Source organism: Leifsonia sp. NPDC058292, from assembly GCF_042880955.1.
GTDB lineage: Bacteria > Actinomycetota > Actinomycetes > Actinomycetales > Microbacteriaceae > Leifsonia.
The window spans coordinates 20,306-36,065 of sequence record NZ_JBHVYL010000026.1 but is presented as its reverse complement, the minus strand read 5'-3'; the positions used below and the strand labels follow the sequence as shown (position 1 = coordinate 36,065).

At 67.4% G+C, this 15,760-nt stretch carries 17 protein-coding genes and 2 tRNA genes; 4 read left to right on the top strand and 15 right to left on the bottom strand.

Annotated features, from left to right (window positions below; genetic code table 11):
• Positions 1-11: 11 nt before the first annotated feature.
• From ACFVWR_RS13960 to ACFVWR_RS13945, 4 genes are all read right to left on the bottom strand, one after another.
• Positions 12-203 carry a hypothetical protein gene (locus tag ACFVWR_RS13960; protein ID WP_387213041.1) on the bottom strand — a complete coding sequence of 64 codons (192 nt, stop codon included), beginning with the start codon at positions 201-203 and terminating at the stop codon, positions 12-14.
• Positions 200-1,468: an MFS transporter gene (locus tag ACFVWR_RS13955; RefSeq protein WP_387213038.1), complete on the bottom strand. Its 1,269-nt coding sequence runs from the start codon at positions 1,466-1,468 to the stop codon at positions 200-202. The genes ACFVWR_RS13960 and ACFVWR_RS13955 overlap by 4 nt, the downstream gene beginning before the upstream one ends.
• Positions 1,465-2,136, bottom strand: a complete 672-nt coding sequence (locus ACFVWR_RS13950; RefSeq protein WP_387213036.1) for an ArsR/SmtB family transcription factor — start codon at positions 2,134-2,136, stop codon at positions 1,465-1,467. Before ACFVWR_RS13950 ends, ACFVWR_RS13955 begins: the two co-directional genes overlap by 4 nt.
• Before the next feature lie 63 nt (positions 2,137-2,199).
• A complete protein-coding gene (locus ACFVWR_RS13945) occupies positions 2,200-3,012 on the bottom strand; it encodes a methyltransferase domain-containing protein (protein WP_387213033.1) in 813 nt (270 codons plus the stop codon).
• 61 nt (positions 3,013-3,073) lie between these two features.
• Here ACFVWR_RS13945 and ACFVWR_RS13940 point away from each other — a divergent pair, with 61 nt between their 5' ends.
• Positions 3,074-5,113 (top strand): M3 family metallopeptidase, encoded by a 2,040-nt coding sequence (locus ACFVWR_RS13940; protein ID WP_387213030.1) that lies wholly within the window; start codon positions 3,074-3,076, stop codon positions 5,111-5,113.
• A 151-nt stretch (positions 5,114-5,264) separates the two neighbouring features.
• Here the strand turns inward: ACFVWR_RS13940 and clpX are convergent, their stop codons facing one another.
• From clpX to ACFVWR_RS13905, 7 genes are all read right to left on the bottom strand, one after another.
• Complete coding sequence (gene clpX, locus ACFVWR_RS13935; protein WP_387213027.1) at positions 5,265-6,539, bottom strand: ATP-dependent Clp protease ATP-binding subunit ClpX; 1,275 nt, start codon at positions 6,537-6,539, stop codon at positions 5,265-5,267.
• Positions 6,540-6,652: 113 nt separating this feature from the next.
• Positions 6,653-7,399, bottom strand: coding sequence for an AAA family ATPase (locus tag ACFVWR_RS13930; protein WP_387213024.1), 747 nt, complete (start codon positions 7,397-7,399; stop codon positions 6,653-6,655).
• A 10-nt stretch (positions 7,400-7,409) separates the two neighbouring features.
• The gene (locus ACFVWR_RS13925) at positions 7,410-8,078 is read right to left on the bottom strand and encodes an ATP-dependent Clp protease proteolytic subunit (protein WP_387213021.1); all 669 of its coding nucleotides are present in this window, start codon (positions 8,076-8,078) and stop codon (positions 7,410-7,412) included.
• Positions 8,079-8,104: 26 nt separating this feature from the next.
• A complete protein-coding gene (locus tag ACFVWR_RS13920) occupies positions 8,105-8,704 on the bottom strand; it encodes an ATP-dependent Clp protease proteolytic subunit (protein ID WP_387213018.1) in 600 nt (199 codons plus the stop codon).
• Between the two features lie 82 nt (positions 8,705-8,786).
• Positions 8,787-9,272 (bottom strand): tetratricopeptide repeat protein, encoded by a 486-nt coding sequence (locus tag ACFVWR_RS13915; RefSeq protein ID WP_387213015.1) that lies wholly within the window; start codon positions 9,270-9,272, stop codon positions 8,787-8,789.
• A 68-nt stretch (positions 9,273-9,340) separates the two neighbouring features.
• Positions 9,341-10,753 carry a trigger factor gene (gene tig, locus ACFVWR_RS13910; RefSeq protein ID WP_387213012.1) on the bottom strand — a complete coding sequence of 471 codons (1,413 nt, stop codon included), beginning with the start codon at positions 10,751-10,753 and terminating at the stop codon, positions 9,341-9,343.
• 55 nt (positions 10,754-10,808) lie between these two features.
• A tRNA-Pro gene (locus tag ACFVWR_RS13905) sits at positions 10,809-10,882 on the bottom strand.
• A gap of 180 nt (positions 10,883-11,062) precedes the next feature.
• On the opposite strand from ACFVWR_RS13905, the gene ACFVWR_RS13900 reads away from it, so the two are divergent.
• A tRNA-Gly gene (locus ACFVWR_RS13900) sits at positions 11,063-11,133 on the top strand.
• A gap of 90 nt (positions 11,134-11,223) precedes the next feature.
• Here ACFVWR_RS13900 and ACFVWR_RS13895 read toward each other — a convergent pair.
• Positions 11,224-11,694, bottom strand: a complete 471-nt coding sequence (locus tag ACFVWR_RS13895) for a GNAT family N-acetyltransferase (protein ID WP_387213008.1) — start codon at positions 11,692-11,694, stop codon at positions 11,224-11,226.
• Positions 11,695-11,851: 157 nt separating this feature from the next.
• A complete protein-coding gene (locus tag ACFVWR_RS13890; protein ID WP_387213005.1) occupies positions 11,852-12,064 on the bottom strand; it encodes an antitoxin in 213 nt (70 codons plus the stop codon).
• Positions 12,065-12,175: 111 nt separating this feature from the next.
• Between ACFVWR_RS13890 and ACFVWR_RS13885 the strand changes: the two genes are divergently transcribed.
• Positions 12,176-12,958: an alpha/beta fold hydrolase gene (locus tag ACFVWR_RS13885; RefSeq protein ID WP_387213002.1), complete on the top strand. Its 783-nt coding sequence runs from the start codon at positions 12,176-12,178 to the stop codon at positions 12,956-12,958.
• On the opposite strand, the gene ACFVWR_RS13880 is transcribed toward ACFVWR_RS13885, so the two are convergent.
• Positions 12,929-13,588 carry a response regulator gene (locus tag ACFVWR_RS13880; protein WP_387212999.1) on the bottom strand — a complete coding sequence of 220 codons (660 nt, stop codon included), beginning with the start codon at positions 13,586-13,588 and terminating at the stop codon, positions 12,929-12,931. The two genes, ACFVWR_RS13885 and ACFVWR_RS13880, sit on opposite strands and share 30 nt — an antisense overlap.
• A gap of 50 nt (positions 13,589-13,638) precedes the next feature.
• Entirely contained in the window at positions 13,639-15,024 is a 1,386-nt protein-coding gene (locus ACFVWR_RS13875) for a sensor histidine kinase (RefSeq protein WP_387212996.1), read from the bottom strand.
• Positions 15,025-15,268: 244 nt separating this feature from the next.
• Between ACFVWR_RS13875 and ACFVWR_RS13870 the strand changes: the two genes are divergently transcribed.
• Positions 15,269-15,751 (top strand): Dps family protein, encoded by a 483-nt coding sequence (locus ACFVWR_RS13870; protein WP_387212993.1) that lies wholly within the window; start codon positions 15,269-15,271, stop codon positions 15,749-15,751.
• Positions 15,752-15,760: the final 9 nt, after the last annotated feature.

The window sequence follows — 15,760 nt, the reverse complement described above, 5'->3', positions numbered from 1 at the left end:
ACTACCCACGCTCAGCGCGGGAGCTGCGGGAGGCGCCGCGCGGCGGCATCCCGGCTGGTCTCGACGAGCCGGAGCTGCTCCGCGTAGCTCGGTGCTTCGACGAGACGCTCGTGCCTGGTGCCCCATTCGGTGAGGGCGTTGCCGAGGCGCACGGCGATCTTGTCGAGCCGGGTGGTGCGGTGAGAGAGGGGGATCGCGGTCATGATCCGGTTCCTTCCGGGAGAGTTTCGGCGGCAGGTTCAGCAGAACCGGCCGAGAGCACGAGCCTGGTGGCGATCAGAGTGAGGAGCACCACGAAGGCGCCGCCGATGACGAACGGCAGCCTGAGGTCGATGCGGGCGACGAACCCGCCGAGCACGGTGGCGATGGGCGTCAGCCCCCAGCCGATGGTGCGGACGATGCCCATCGCACGGCCGAGCATGTCCGGCGGCGCGATCGCCTGGCGCAACGCTCCCCAGGGAACGTTCCAGACGGCGACGCCGAAGGCGCCGAACGCGTAGGCGGCGATCGCGAACACCACGTTCCCGCTCAAGCCGACGGCCAGGATCCCGACGCCACTGACGAGCAGCGACCAGAACATGACCTTTCCGCGCCCGAACCGTTCGACCAGCCGGCTGGAGATCAGCGCGCCGACGAGCGCGCCGAGCCCGACGCCCGCGGTGACGACGCCGATCAGCGCCGTCGGCACGGAGAACGTCTGCAGCAGAAGCAGCACGACGCTGCCCTGGGCGAACGCGAGAGCCGAGGCGGTGAGCGAGGTCAAGACGATCATCGCCCGCAGAAACCGGTGGCCGGCCAGAAACGCGACGACCTGCCCGAAGCGCGGACGCTCCCCCGCGTCGGCGCCCTCTGCCGCGGCCCGGTGAGCCGTCGCCGCCGCGACCGGGATCGTCAGGGCGAGGAGGCCGGCGATCAGGAATCCGGCCCCGGTGAGCCACACCGGGAGAACGATCGCCGCGGCGAAGAGAAAGCCCGCCACGGGCGTCGCGATGAAGTTCTGCACGACGATCTCGGCGGACTGCATACGGCCATTCGCCCGGTCGAGCTGGTCGCGGGTCACGAGACTCGGCACGACCGTCGTCGTGGCGTTGTCGAACACCGTCTCGCCGAGGCCGAACAGCAGAACGCAGGCATAGAGCCACCAGATGGTGAGCGAGCCGCTGGTGATGAGCACGGCCAGCAGCGCGGCGACGAGGAACCGCAGGCTGTTGGCCACCGCCATCGCGATCCGTCTGTCCACCCGGTCGAGGAGCATGCCCGCGGGGATGCCGAACAGCAGCCACGGCAGGAATGTGACGGCCGTGATGCCCGCGATGAGGGCGGGGTCCCGGGTGAGGGTGGTGGCGATCAGGGGAACCGCGGTTCGTCCGATGCCGTCAGCGAGGTTGCTGGTGACTGCGGCCGTCCACAGGCGATTGAAGCCACCGCTCAACGGCGTGCGCGCCAGGCGGGGCGCTGTGGTGGTCATGACGCACCCTCGATGAGTGGGAAGGCGTTGAACTGAACCTGCACACGGCGTCTGAGCTCGGCGGCAGCGCTGTCGGAGAGATCGGACAGGTCGTCGTCGTCGTTCGCGAGAAACTCTCCGGCCTCGCGCCATTTGGCCTTCAGGCGGTCGGCCATCGCGTAGTACTCGCGGCCGAATTCGGCCAGCTGGTCGATCGTCAACCGCATGTGCGCGGTGGACAGTGTCGCCGCCTGCGCCCACTCCGGACCGAGCGTGTCGAGGCCGTAGCGCAGGAAGGAGGTGAGCCTGCGCTCGTTGTTCTGCTGCCACTCGCGGGAGATGAGCTCGGTCGCCTCACGACCGGCCGGCGTGTCGAGGGTCTCCGGCGAGCCGATCGTCACGCCGCCGGGAGCCATCTTCCACCAGCGCTCGCGCGCTGAGCCCTTGCCTTCGACCTCCACGATGATCCCGTGCTTCGCCAGCTGACGCAGGTGGTAGCTCGTGGCCCCGCTCGACTCCCCCAGCCGCTCCGCGAGCCCGCTCGCCGTCATGGCGCCGAAGTCCGACAGCTCGTTCATGATGTGCACGCGCAGGGGATGTGCCAGCGCACGCAGCGCTTCGAGACTCAGTGCGTCGTCGTAGGGGTGCGAAATCGGTGCGGGCTTGCCGGTGCCTTCTGGGGTGGACATACCTCGATGGTAGCCATGCAAAGATTTCTTTGCAAGCTTATCTTTGCAATTAGTTCTTTGCACTCATGTCGTGACGTGCGCGACGATCTCCCCGTGCGGCATCGCGTACCAGCCGTCCGGTGAGGCCGCCCAGGCGAGCCACGCCGCAGAGATCTCAGCGAGCGAGGACTCGTCCGCGATCCCTGCTTCCAGCGCGTGGCGACCGAAGTCTGATTCCGTCGCTCGCACGCTCCACGACTCGCCCCACCAGGCCCGCTCCTCATCCGAGGCGAAGCACCACACGGAGGCCGAGCTGTCGACCGACGAGAAGCCGGCCTCCAGAGCCCAGGCCTTGAGCCGGCGCCCGGCGAACGGTTCTCCGCCGTTGTTGCGCTGCACAGCCTGGTTGACCCGCATCCACTCGTCCAGCCCTGGCAGCGGCGGAGCCCACACCGTGCCGCCCCAGTCGACATCGCGCGCGGCGACGATTCCCCCCGGCTTGGTGACACGACGAAACTCCCTGAGCACGGCGACAGGGTCGCTCAGATGCTGGAGCACCTGATGGGCGTGCACCACGTCGAACGTGTCGTCCGGCGCGTCGAGACGGTAGGCGTCGCCCGTCTCGAAGCGCACGTTGCCGACGCCCCGCTCGGTGGCGAGTTCCGTCGCGACGGCGACGATCTCCGGTGAGGCGTCGATGCCGACGACCTCAGCGGGAAACACCCGCTCAGCAATGTCGAGGGTGATCGTTCCTGGGCCGCTTCCCACATCCAGCACGGCCGCTCCGGGCCTCAGGTAGGGGATGAGATATGCCGCCGAGTTCTCCACTGTCCGCCAGGTGTGCGAGCGCAGAACGCTCTCGTGGTGACCGTGCGTGTAGCGTTCGTGGACATCCATGCGACCATCGTAAGTGCGCCGTTTCCCGTGTTACGGCGGCCGGTCGTCCTAGGCTGGGGCAATGGCAGATTCCTCCAATCCCTTCTTGCAGCCGAGCGCCCTCCCCTACCAGTTGCCGCCGTTCGCCGACATCCGTGACGAGCATTACCGCCCCGCCTTCGACCGCGGCTTCGAGGAGCAGCTCGCCGAGGTTCAGGCGATCACCGACCAGGCCGACGACCCCACCTTCGAGAACACCATGGTGCCTCTCGAGCGTTCAGGGCAGACCCTGATGCGGGTCGCCGAGGTCTTCTTCAACAAGAGCTCGTCCGACAGCAGCGACTTCACGAACGCGCTGGAGGAGGAGATCGCTCCCCTGCTCTCGGCGCACGAAGACGCCATCCGTCTCGACCCGCGCCTCTACGCCCGCATCGCCGCTCTGCACGCCGAGCTCGACACGCTCAGCCTCGATGCCGAGTCCCGCTACCTGGTGGAGCGCTACTACGACGAGTTCACCCTCGCCGGCGCCGCCCTCAGCGACGCCGACAAAGAGAAGCTGAAGGAGTACAACAAGCGCCTGTCGACGCTCACCACCAAGTTCGAGAAGAACCTCCTCGCCGACACCAACGAACTCGCGGTGGTCTTCGACGACGCGACCGCGCTCGCCGGGCTCGACGACGGCGCCGTGTCGGCGGCGGCGGAGGCCGCCAAAGAGCGCGGGCTCGACGGGAAGTACGTCGTCACCCTCGTGCTTCCGACGGGGCACCCGTATCTCGCGGCGCTCACCGACCGCGGTGTGCGCGAACGGATCATGAAGGCATCCCGGGCCCGCGGCATCCACGGTGGAGAGAACGACAACCGCCAGTTGGTGCTCGACATCACGCGGCTGCGGGCGGAGCGGGCGAGACTGCTCGGGTTCGACAGCCACGCCGCCTACGTCACCGCCGGCCAGACCGCCAAGACACCGCAGGCGGTGGCCGACATGCTCGGACGCCTCGCGCCGCCCGCCGCACGCAACGCCCGCGCCGAGCAGGCCGATCTGCAGGCCCAGATCGGCGACTCCTTCGAGCTCGCCAGCTGGGACTGGTCGTTCTACACCGAGAAGGTGCGTCAGGCGAAGTACGACGTCGACGTCGCGGCCATGCGACCGTACTTCGAGGCCGAGCGCGTGCTGCGCGACGGGGTCTTCTATGCCGCGAACCGGCTCTACGGCATCTCGTTCACCGAGCGACCCGATCTCGTCGCGTACCATCCCGACGCCCGCGTCTTCGAGGTGCGCAACGACGACGGCTCGCCGCTCGGCCTGTACGTGCTCGATCTGTACACCCGCGACTCGAAGCGCGGCGGCGCATGGATGAATCCGCTCATCTCGCAGTCGAAGCTGCTCGACACTCCGACGGTCGTCGTCAACAACCTGAACGTGCCGAAGCCCGCTGCCGGCGAGCCGACGTTGCTCAGCTACGACGAGACGAACACGCTGTTCCACGAGTTCGGCCACGCGCTGCACGGGCTGTTCGCCCGCGTCACATATCCGAAGTTCGCCGGCACCAACGTGTACCGCGACTTCGTCGAGTTCCCCAGTCAGGTCAACGAGATGTGGATGCTGTGGCCGGAGATCCTCGAGAACTACGCCGTCCACTACCAGACGGGTGAGCGGATGCCCCAGGAGCTCGTCGACAAGCTGCACGCTTCCGAAGCGTTCAACGAGGGTTTCCTCACCAGCGAATACCTCGCCGCCGCGCTGCTCGACCAGGCCTGGCACGCGATCACGGCCGACGACACGGTGACAGATGTCGCCGAGTTCGAGGCGCGCGCGCTGACGGCCGTCGGGCTCAACAATCCGGCCGTGCCCACACGGTATGCGAGCACATACTTCGCTCACACCTTCTCGGGCGGCTACGACGCCGGGTACTACTCCTACATCTGGAGCGAGGTGCTCGACGCCGACACGGTCGAATGGTTCAAAGAGAACGGCGGACTGCTGCGGAGCAACGGCGACCGCTTCCGCGACCGGCTCCTCGGCGTGGGCGGATCGAAGGATCCCCTGGAGGCGTACCGCGACTTCCGCGGCCGCGCGGCCGTGATCGAGCCGCTGCTGAAACGCCGCGGGCTCGACGGCTGAACCCGCAGCTGGGCCCCTCCCCGCGTCCCGCTCCAGTCTGAGCGAAACGCGGGGAGGGGTTCTTCATGACTGGCTGCCTCGTCGAGCATCGCGGTTCTTCCGCTGCTGTGCCTGGTCATCCTGCCGACCTGGCTGGAGCAGAAGCCCCTGCTTAGGCCGACTTCTCCTCGCGGCGCGGACGGTGAGGAACAATCGTGGGCGCGGCGTTCTCGAGAACCGCCTCGCGGGTCACGACGACGCGGGCGACCTCGCTGCTCGACGGCACCTCGAACATGATCGGCCCGAGCACCTCTTCCATGATCGCGCGGAGCCCTCGGGCACCGGTCTTGCGCAGCACGGCAAGGTCGGCGATGGCCTCCAGAGCGGGCTGCTCGAAGTCGAGCTCCACTCCGTCGAGCTCGAACATGCGCTGGTACTGACGCACCAGTGCGTTCTTCGGCACGGTGAGGATCTGCATCAGCGCTTCCTGGTCGAGCTGCGTGACCGTCGTGACGACGGGCAGACGACCGATGAACTCGGGGATGAGCCCGAACTTGTGCAGGTCTTCCGGCAGCACCTCGCTGAACAGGTTGACGTCGTCGCCCTTGCTGTGCAGAGGAGCGCCGAAGCCGATGCCCTTCTTACCCGCGCGCTGGGAGATGATGTCGTCGAGCCCTGCGAACGCGCCCGCAACGATGAACAGCACGTTGGTGGTGTCGATCTGGATGAACTCCTGGTGCGGGTGCTTGCGACCGCCCTGCGGCGGAACCGACGCGACCGTGCCCTCGAGTATTTTCAGCAGCGCCTGCTGCACACCCTCGCCGGAGACGTCTCGCGTGATGGAGGGGTTCTCGGCCTTGCGGGCGATCTTGTCGACCTCGTCGATGTAGATGATGCCCGTCTCGGCGCGCTTCACGTCGTAGTCGGCGGCCTGGATGAGCTTGAGAAGGATGTTCTCCACGTCTTCGCCCACGTAGCCGGCCTCGGTGAGCGCCGTGGCGTCTGCGACCGCGAACGGGACGTTGAGACGCTTCGCCAGTGTCTGCGCAAGGTAGGTCTTGCCGCAGCCCGTCGGACCGATCAGCAGGATGTTGCTCTTCGCGATCTCGACGTCGTCGATGACATCGGCGGCCGTGATCGTCGCGCGGGCGCGGACGCGCTTGTAGTGGTTGTAGACGGCGACGGCGAGGGCGCGCTTGGCAGCCTCCTGGCCGATGACGTACTCCTCCAGGAAGCCGAAGATCTCCTTCGGCTTCGGGAGGTCGAACTCACTGGTCGTCTCCTCGCCGGCTTCGGCGAGTCTTTCCTCGATGATCTCGTTGCACAGCTCGACGCATTCGTCGCAGATGTACACACCGGGACCGGCGATGAGTTGCTGAACCTGCTTCTGGCTTTTGCCACAGAAGGAACACTTGAGCAGATCGGCGCTTTCCCCGATGCGAGCCATCCGTCACCCTCCTCCTCGGGTATCTTCTGACGAGCCTAACCTGTGCGGACGACAAAGGTGCGCACCCGGGCCTCAAATGGTCATCGGCGCGTTCGCCGACAGCGATCCGCCGTTCAGAGCAGGTGCCGCAGGTAGCGCTGCGGCGACTCGAGGTACGACCGCCAGTGCTGCACGAGCTCCAGTTCGTTCCAGGTGGTCTCCCGGACGCCCCACTCCCCCACCTCGAGCAGTCTCGCCCCCGGCAGCGAAGCCAGGATGGGCGAGTGCGTCGCGCACAGCACCTGCGTGCCGCGCTGAACCATCTCATCGAGGTTGGCCAGCCATTTCAGTGTCGAGCCGAACGAGAGGGCAGCTTCCGGCTCATCCAGCACCACGAGCCCGGCCGTGTACCGCGGATGGTTCAGCTTGCTCTCCAGCAGCTCGTTGAACGACTCGCCGTGGCTGAGCGCGTGCAACTCCGCATCAGGGCCGCCCAGACCCTCCAGATAGCTGTAGTAGCCGTGCATCGTCTCTGCTCGAAGGAAGAACCCCCACTTCGGCGCACCGGGGCTCCGCTCCACCTGGAGCCAGCCGCCGAGCGGCGACTCCGACGGCCGGGTCACATGGGAACCCTGGTTGCTCCCGCCTTCCGGCGGCAGCCCGTAGGCGGTGGCGATGCCCTCGACCAGTGTCGACTTGCCGCTGCCGTTCTCGCCGACCAGAAAGGTGACGCCGCGAGCGAGGTCGAGCCCACTCCGCAGCACCTGCGCGACGGCGGGGATGGAACCCGGCCAGGAGTCCGCATCCCAGGCCGCGTCGCGAAAGGCCCGCACACGACGAACGGGGCGATCGTCGTGAAGACGATCGCCCCGTTCGGTCATGCGCGAGACTCTACTTGACGAGCGCAGGCAGGTTCTTGCGGCTGGTGAGCACCTGGTCGATCAGGCCGTACTCCAGCGCCTCATCGGCCGACAGGATCTTGTCACGGTCGATGTCTTTGTTCACCTGCTCCTGCGCACGGTTCGAGTGACGCGCGAGCGTCTCCTCGAGCCAGGTGCGCATGCGCATGATCTCGTTCGCCTGGATCTCGATGTCGGACGCCTGCCCCTGACCGGCCTCGCCGACGGCGGGCTGGTGGATGAGGATGCGGGCGTTCGGCAGCGCGAGACGCTTGCCGGGCGACCCTGCGGCGGTGAGCACGGCGGCGGCCGACGCGGCCTGACCGAGCACGACCGTCTGGATCTGCGGGCGGATGTACTGCATCGTGTCGTAGATCGCCGTCATCGCGGTGAACGAGCCACCGGGCGAGTTGATGTACATCACGATGTCGCGGTCGGGGTCCTGGCTCTCGAGCACGAGCAGCTGGGCCATGATGTCGTCGGCCGACGCGTCGTCGACCTGCACACCGAGGAAGATGATGCGGTCTTCGAACAGCTTCGCGTACGGGTCTTGACGCTTGTAGCCGTAGGCCGTGCGCTCTTCGAAGCTCGGCAGGATGTAGCGCGAGCCCGGGGCCTGGACCCCGTTGAACGCCTGACCACCGAAGTTGGGGATGTTCATGTGTGGATTCCTATTCCTTCCGAGGCCTACTTGGCGTCCGACTCGATGTCGGTTCCGCCGCCGCCGACGACCTCGGTCGCGGTCTCGCGGATGTGGTCGACGAAGCCGTACTCCAGGGCCTCCTGCGCGGTGAACCAGCGGTCGCGGTCACCGTCGGCGTTGATCTGCTCGACGCTCTTGCCCGTCTGGGCCGCCGTGATCTCGGCGAGGCGCTTCTTCATGTCGAGGATGAGCTGCGCCTGGGTCTGGATGTCGCTCGCGGTTCCGCCGAACCCGCCGTGCGGCTGGTGCAGCAGCACTCGTGCGTTCGGGGTGATGTACCGCTTGCCCTTCGTTCCTGCGGTGAGAAGCAGCTGACCCATCGAGGCCGCCATTCCGATTCCCACGGTGACGATGTCGTTCGGCACGAACTGCATGGTGTCGTAGATGGCCATGCCCGCCGTGATCGAGCCGCCGGGAGAGTTGATGTAGAGGTAGATGTCGCGCTTGGCATCCTCGGCGGCGAGGAGAAGCAGCTTCGCGGCGATCTCGTTCGCGTTCTCATCCCGCACCTCGGAGCCGAGCCAGATGATGCGGTCCTTCAGCAGTCGGTCAAAAACACTCGGTTGCATGCCCATATCGGCCATGTGTCGCTCCATTTCCTTGTCGCTTCGTGAACGAATCTATCTGAGCCAACGCGCCGAATCCGGCCTGTTCGCCCTGGGCAGATCAGCGCGTCGTCAGGTCGTCCGCATACGAGGCCACGGCTCGCCCGTACTGAGGGAGACCGGATGCGGCGACGCGCAGCGCCGCATGCAGTGCTCCGGTGGAGTCACCCGTGTCGTGCAGGGCCAGCGCGAGGAACGCCTGTGCCGCGCCGGAGAGCGGGTGTTCTGGATGCGCGGCGAGCTCCTCCCGCAGCAGCGCGACGCTCTCGCCCGCCCGGCCGAGGTTGCGGAGAGTGCTCGCGAGCTGGATGACCGCCTGGGCGCGCTGAGGCTCCGGCAGTCCCGTTTCGAGCGCCCGGCGGTACAGCGGCTCCGCCTCGGTCTCACGGCCGGCGAAGTCGCGCGCACCGGCCGCTTCGAACAGTGCGACCGCGTCGGTGGGGGCGCGTTCGGCGACCAGGGCGTCGATCGCGGTGACCACGGCATCCGGCTCGCACTCCCCCGCATCCGCCCACACGGCATCCACCCTGTGCTGCCAGTCGCTCACACTCGTCACCTCTCGGGTAGGCGAAAGGCCGGGGCCCTGCGGCACCCGGCCTTTCGACACGACCTTTACTACTTCTTCTTGGCTGCGGCCTTCTTCTTGGGCTTCGCGGCCTCTTCGGCGACGGGCTCCTCGGCTGCCGCGGCCTCGTCCGCCTCGGCGGTCTCGACGACCTCTTCGAAGACGTTCTCGCCGTCTTCCTCGTCGTCGGGCAGCGCGGTGAACTCGGAGAGGTCGACCTTCGCGCCGTTCGAGTCGGTGACCTCGGCCTTGCCGAGAACGATCGCGAGCGCCTTGTTGCGGGCGACCTCGCCGACCATCGACGGGATCTGGCCGTTCTCGCTGAGGATCTTCACGAACTCGTTCGGGTCCATGCCGTACTGGGCGGCGCCCTGGATGAGGTACTGGGTGAGCTCATCCTGGCTGACCTTGACGTTCTCGGCCTGTGCGATCTCGTCGAGGAGGATCTGCGTACGGAACGTCTTCTCGCTCGACTCGGCGACCTCGGCACGGTGCACGTCGTCTTCGAGACGGTTCTCCTGCTCGAGGTGGCGGTGCACCTCGTCTTCGACGAGCTGCTCGGGAACGGGGATCTCGACGAGCTCGAGCAGCTTCTCGACCAGCTGGTCGCGGGCGCTCGTGCCCTGCTCGAACGTCTTCGAGCGGCCGGCCTGCGTGCGCAGGCTGTCTTTCAGCTCGGCGATGGTGTCGAACTCGCTGGCGATCTGCGCGAAGTCGTCGTCGGCATCCGGGAGCTCGCGCTCCTTGACGGCGGTCAGCGTCACCGTGATCTGAGCGGCCTCACCCTCGTGGTCGCCGCCCATGAGCGGGGCCTCGAACGTGGTGGTCTCGCCGGCGGTGAGCGTGTCGAGCGCCTCGTCGATGCCCTCGATGAGCTCACCCGAGCCGATCTCGTAGGAGATGCTGTTGGCGGTGTCGACCTCTTCGTCGCCGATCTTGGCGACCAGGTCGATCTGGGCGAAGTCGCCGGACTTGGCCGGACGGTCGACGGTCACCAGCGTGCCGAAACGGCTGCGCAGGGTGTCGAGCTCGGCCTCGACGTCGGCGTCGGAGACCTCGGCGGCGTCGACGGTGATCTTGACGTCGTCGTACTTCGGCAGCTTGATCTCGGGGCGGACATCCACCTCGATGGTCAGCAGCAGGTCGCCGGAGAAGTCGCTCTCGTTCGGCCACTCGGTGATGTCGGCGTTCGGACGGCCGAGCGGCTTGACGTCGTTCTCCTCGATCGCCTGACGGTAGAAGCCGTCGAGACCCTCGTTCACCGCGTGCTCGAGAACGGCGGCCTTGCCGACGCGCTGGTCGATGATCGCGGGCGGCACCTTGCCCTTACGGAAGCCGGGGATGTTGACCTGCTCGGCGATGTGTCCGTAGGCGTGGGTGATGCTCGGCTTCAGTTCCTCCGGCGTCACCGAGATGAGGAGCTTGGCGCGAGTGGGGCTCAGCTTTTCGACCGTGGTCTTCACGTTGTTGGGTTCTCCTGTAGTTGAACGATGGTCATTCGCAAGGTTTGAGGTCTCGTCGGGGCGACAGGATTCGAACCTGCGACCTCCCGCTCCCAAAGCGGGCGCTCTACCAAGCTGAGCTACGCCCCGGGTAAGAAGACCTCGACCCGCACAGTCCGTTACCGCGACGCGAACGAACCCGTCGGGGGCGAAAGACCACGTGAAAGTCTACTGCACGCGCGCGAACGCCGCTGCGCCCGCACCGTGCGCCTGTCGGAGCGGCGCCGGAACCTGTACTACGATGTTCTGGTGCCCGTTTTCGGACGGCGCGGGGATGTAGCTCAATGGTAGAGCCTCAGTCTTCCAAACTGATTACGCGGGTTCGATTCCCGTCATCCCCTCTCTTACCTGTCTCCCCCTTGCGCCCAGTTGCCAATTGACGCGACTTTTCGGGCCCGAGACCTGCGCCTAGTGGCACCTCGACGGCGACGCTACGCCGGGGCGGGGGCGAGCCAGTGGAGGAGCCTGTCTTCCACGAAGAAGCCGTGGCGTTCGTAGCCGGGCACGGCGCGAGGGCTCGAGTGCACGGTCACGCGTTCGAGGCCGAGCTCTTGGGCACGCGCGAGAACGGCGTCGATCAGGCGTCCGCCGACGCCCCGGTTGCGAGAATCGGGCTCGACGTAGGCGCATTGCAGGTCACCGGATGCGCGGTCGAACGCGCGGGCGCTCGGCACGCGCGGCACGACGGCCAGCCAGGTCATCCCGATCACCCGTCCGTCGATGACGGCCACGAAGCACTGGTGGCCGTCGGTGTGGGTCGCCGCCCAGTCCGCGAACGCCGCAGCGAAGACTTCGCGCGGTTCGTCCGCCTGGCCGCCGAACTCCCACACCGAGTCCCAGCGCAACCCGCCCACGGCGACCAGCTCGTCGCCCGCCGCCGGCCTGATCTCGACCTCGCCCATCCCTGCCCCTCCCTCTCTCCCGTTTCGGTCGCGAGAGTTCACGAATGGTCGCCGTTCTCGCCGGTTGTCGACCATTCGGCGACTCTCGCGGGCTGCGCACAGCGCAGACGGCCGGCTCCAGAAGGGGCCGGCCGTCGGGTGTGCGTCGTCTGTGACGCTACTCGTTGCCGATCTTGCCGTCGGCGGCGTCGCGGGCGCCGTCGATCTGCTCTTCGAACTTGCCGCCGGTGACCTTGTTGGCCGCGTCGGCGACGCCGTCGAGCAGCTTGTCGCTGATGTCTTCGGCCTGTTCGCTCTTCAGTGCGTCTTTCACCGCGCCACTGTCGAGGAACTCTTTGGCCTTGTTGGTTATGTCGTCCAGACCAGCCATGCTGCACCTGCTTTCTCTAGCGAGCTAACGTCTGCTCATTCTGGTGGCGTGGCAGGCGAGGAAGCAAGGATCCGACTGTGAACGCTTCGCGACGGCTCGTACACTGTCGCCATGCCCGACCCGACCGAACGCACCTTCCGCTGGCAGGGTGCAGAGATGGTCTACACCGAGAGCGGCACACCGGGACGGCACTCGTTCGTGCTCGTGCACGGCATCGGGATGGGCCACCGCGTCTTTCGCGACCTGGCCGACGTGCTCGACGAGCACGGGCGAGTGTACGCGATCGACCTGCCGGGGTTCGGCGACTCCCCCGAACCGCCGGACGCCGGCAACATGCGCCAATCGGGCGACCTGCTCGCCGCGTTCGTGCGCGAGGTGGGCATCGCGAACGCCGTGCTGATCGGACACTCGATGGGGACGCAGGTGGTGGTGGAGGCCGTGGCCAACCATCCGGAGACCGCGGATGCGGTCGTGCTGATCGCGCCCACGGTCAACATCGCCGAACGCACGGCGCGGCTGCAGGCGTGGCGCATGGTGCAGGACGTCGCGAACGAGAACATCAAGGTACTCGCCCTCGGCCTGGTGCAGTATGTCAAAGCCGGCCCGCGGTGGTTCATCAGCAAGCTGCGTCGGATGCTGGAGCACCGGGTGGAGGAGACGTACCCGCGCGTGCGCGCGAGAGCCCTCGTGCTACGCGGCGAGGACGACAGGGTGGTGCCGCGCGACTGGGCCAGAACCGTGACGAGCCTGCTCGCCGACGCGACGCTGGAGGAGATCCCCGACCGCGGGCACGAGGCGATGATCAGGAGCCCGGAGCCGGTGGCGTCGATGATCCTGAAGCACGCCGCGGGCGACCGGACGCGGTCAGCGCTGGAGGAAGGCCAGGACGGCTAGCACCCGACGATGGTCGTCGCCCGAGTCTTCGAGGCCAAGCTTCTGGAAGATCGAGGTCACGTTCTTCTCCACGGCCCCCACCCCGATCACCATGCGCTGGGCGATGCCGGCGTTCGTGCGCCCCTCGGCCATGTGCTGCATGACCTCGCTCTCGCGCGGCGTCAGCGCCGCGAGCGGGTCGGTGCGCCGCGTGAGAAGCTCCCGCACGACCTGAGGATCGAGCACGGTGCCGCCCTCGGCGACCCTGGTGATCGCATCCTTCAACTCGTCGAGGGAGGCGATGCGGTCTTTCAGCAGGTAGCCGGTTCCGCCGTTACCGGCCGAGAGGAGCTCCTGGGCATAGGTCCCCTCGACGTACTGGCTGAGCAGCAGCACGGCGATCGACGGATGCTCGGCCCGCAGCTTGATGGCGGCCCGCACGCCCTCGTCGCGGAACGTGGGCGGCATCCGCACATCGAGCACGGCGACATCGGGCGCGAGGTCGCCGGCCTCGGCGAGGAGGCTGTCCGCATCCCCGTAGGCGCCGACGGTGTCGAACCCCGCCTCGTCGAACAGCCGGATGAGACCTTCACGCAGCAGAACGGAGTCGTCGGCCACGACGACGCGAAGACTGGAGGGACGACTCGGCATCCCCCCAGCCTAGAGCGAGCGCGGAGACCGGCTCCGCTGCGGCGGCGCGCTCAGCCTGCCGCGGGCACCGGGATGTGCGCGCCGATCTGCGTCGGACCGCCGATCGGGCTGTCGACCGTGAACGCGCCCCGCAGACCGCGCACGCGCTCGTCGAGTCCGCGGAGGCCGTGGCCATCGATGAGGGATGCCCCGCCCTGGCCGTTGTCGGTGAGCCAGACGTCAAGCCACGTCGCGCCCGTCGCATCCTTGCGCAGGTCGATGAACATGCGAGCGGCCGTCGCGTTGGAGTGCTTGGCGAGGTTCGCCGACAGTTCGGCGGCCACGTAGTACGCACTGCGCTCGAGCTCGGAGGAGAACCGCACCCCAGGCGCGATCGCGGTCTCCAGCTGGATCGGGATGGGGCTCCGGGCCACGAGCGACTCGGCAGCCACGATCAGGCCCCGATCCTGCAGGATGGGCGGTGCGAACCCGCGGGACAGTGCTCGCAGCTCTTCGAGCGTGTCGCGCGCCTGAGCACCGGCCTCGGCGAGGATCGCACGCGCGCCCTCGGGATCGCTGTCGAGCTTGCGCTCGGCCGAAGCGATGTCCATCTGCAGCCGGATGAGCCGCTGCTGCGGTCCATCGTGCAGGTCGCGCTCGAGACGACGCAGCGCCTGATCCTCGGCGACGACGGCCGCGCCCCGGGATGCGGACAGGTCGGCCACCTCGCGCTGCAACTCTTCCGACCGCCAGGCGCCGAGCATCCCTCGGGCGACGGCGTCGTGCAGCAGCGTCAGACCGCGGGTGACGAACGGCAGAGTGGCGGCGAACAGCACACCGGCGATGAGGAACAGGATGCCGTCCCCGGTGCGGCCGTCGAACGTCGAGGTGGTGTGGAAGGTCCAGTCGGCGATGACGTTCGAGAGGAAGAAGTCGCGGTCCCCCTGCGGGATGAACCCCTGCCAGATCCAGTCCGTGAGGCCGCCGAGGGCGACCGACGTCCAGACGATCGTGAGCGTCCAGCTGACGATGCTGATCACCGGATTGATGATCATCGTGTGCAGGAGGTAGAGCCAGTAGTGACCGTTCACGAACGGACCGAACGCCGAACGCCAGAACGTGGCCGGCTTGTCGGCGGGCGTCCAGGCCGGGCGGGCGATGGGCTCGCGGCCCGACCAGCCCAGTCGCACGAGCTCGAGCGTGCCGAACCCGCGTGCCGTGTAGAAGGCGCCGATCAGGATGAACAGGCCCACGTAGATGACGACGGTGCCGATGCCCGTCCAGAACAGCGTGCTGATGACCGAGAGACCGATGATCGCGATCGGCATGGTCAGCAGCAGGAAACCCAGCTCGCGTGGGACGCCGCGCCAGAGGCCGCCGTAGCCGCGCGCGGCTCGTGCTGCCGGTTGTTCGATGGTGCTCACGCTGTCAAGCGTGGCAGACGTTTGCGTGCTCATGATGTCTCCTCGTGGTCGTGGCTGACGGAGACGGGACGGCCCGCGACTCACGTCGTCCCTCCAGCCTCGTGACAGCGGCGGGATCGCAGTATCCGGGGCGCATCCGAAGCCGTTGGGGGGATATCCCCCGCGGGCCCTGGTGAGGCGAGACTTACTTAGCGCAGGCTCAGCTTCGTTGCGGAATTCTTCCAGACGCGTAGCGTTGTCACAGGCAATCAAGCAGGCCACTGAAAGGACGTCCACCATGACGGACACCACCGTTTCGCAGAGTGTTTCCAACCCGGACGTCGCAGCCGGGGTCGCACAGTTCCTCAGCCCGGTCGTGATCGACCTGACCGCCCTCGTCGTCAACGGCAAGCAGGCACACTGGCACGTGCGCGGCGCCAACTTCATCGGCGTACACGAGCTGCTCGACGTCATCGTCGCGCACGCTCAGGAGTGGGCCGACCTCGCAGCAGAGCGGATCGTCGCTCTCGGCCTCCCCGTCGACGCGCGCCTCGCCACCGTGGCCGCGAAGACCACCACCACGGAGCTCACCAGCGGCTTCCGCCAGTCGAACGACACGATCGCCGAGGTCATCGGCCAGATCGATGCGGCGCTCGTCTCCGTGAACGCAGCCGTGAAAGAGCTCGACGAGCTCGACCAGACCAGCCAAGACGTCGCGATCGAGATCGCGCGCGGTCTCGACAAGGACCGCTGGTTCCTCTTCGCCCACATCAGCGAGTAGCACCGAAGC

What these genes read in the sequence shown, in the direction of transcription:
- ACFVWR_RS13890 (WP_387213005.1), bottom strand. Translation starts at nt 12,064, where the DNA reads ATGGCTGGTCTGGACGACATAACCAACAAGGCCAAAGAGTTCCTCGAC.
- clpX (WP_387213027.1), bottom strand. Translation starts at nt 6,539, where the DNA reads ATGGCTCGCATCGGGGAAAGCGCCGATCTGCTCAAGTGTTCCTTCTGT.
- ACFVWR_RS13955 (WP_387213038.1), bottom strand. Translation starts at nt 1,468, where the DNA reads ATGACCACCACAGCGCCCCGCCTGGCGCGCACGCCGTTGAGCGGTGGC.
- ACFVWR_RS13930 (WP_387213024.1), bottom strand. Translation starts at nt 7,399, where the DNA reads ATGACCGAACGGGGCGATCGTCTTCACGACGATCGCCCCGTTCGTCGT.
- ACFVWR_RS13920 (WP_387213018.1), bottom strand. Translation starts at nt 8,704, where the DNA reads ATGGCCGATATGGGCATGCAACCGAGTGTTTTTGACCGACTGCTGAAG.
- ACFVWR_RS13880 (WP_387212999.1), bottom strand. Translation starts at nt 13,588, where the DNA reads ATGCCGAGTCGTCCCTCCAGTCTTCGCGTCGTCGTGGCCGACGACTCC.
- ACFVWR_RS13925 (WP_387213021.1), bottom strand. Translation starts at nt 8,078, where the DNA reads ATGAACATCCCCAACTTCGGTGGTCAGGCGTTCAACGGGGTCCAGGCC.
- ACFVWR_RS13875 (WP_387212996.1), bottom strand. Translation starts at nt 15,024, where the DNA reads ATGAGCACGCAAACGTCTGCCACGCTTGACAGCGTGAGCACCATCGAA.
- ACFVWR_RS13960 (WP_387213041.1), bottom strand. Translation starts at nt 203, where the DNA reads ATGACCGCGATCCCCCTCTCTCACCGCACCACCCGGCTCGACAAGATC.
- ACFVWR_RS13870 (WP_387212993.1), top strand. Translation starts at nt 15,269, where the DNA reads ATGACGGACACCACCGTTTCGCAGAGTGTTTCCAACCCGGACGTCGCA.
- ACFVWR_RS13885 (WP_387213002.1), top strand. Translation starts at nt 12,176, where the DNA reads ATGCCCGACCCGACCGAACGCACCTTCCGCTGGCAGGGTGCAGAGATG.
- ACFVWR_RS13895 (WP_387213008.1), bottom strand. Translation starts at nt 11,694, where the DNA reads ATGGGCGAGGTCGAGATCAGGCCGGCGGCGGGCGACGAGCTGGTCGCC.
- ACFVWR_RS13950 (WP_387213036.1), bottom strand. Translation starts at nt 2,136, where the DNA reads ATGTCCACCCCAGAAGGCACCGGCAAGCCCGCACCGATTTCGCACCCC.
- ACFVWR_RS13940 (WP_387213030.1), top strand. Translation starts at nt 3,074, where the DNA reads ATGGCAGATTCCTCCAATCCCTTCTTGCAGCCGAGCGCCCTCCCCTAC.
- ACFVWR_RS13945 (WP_387213033.1), bottom strand. Translation starts at nt 3,012, where the DNA reads ATGGATGTCCACGAACGCTACACGCACGGTCACCACGAGAGCGTTCTG.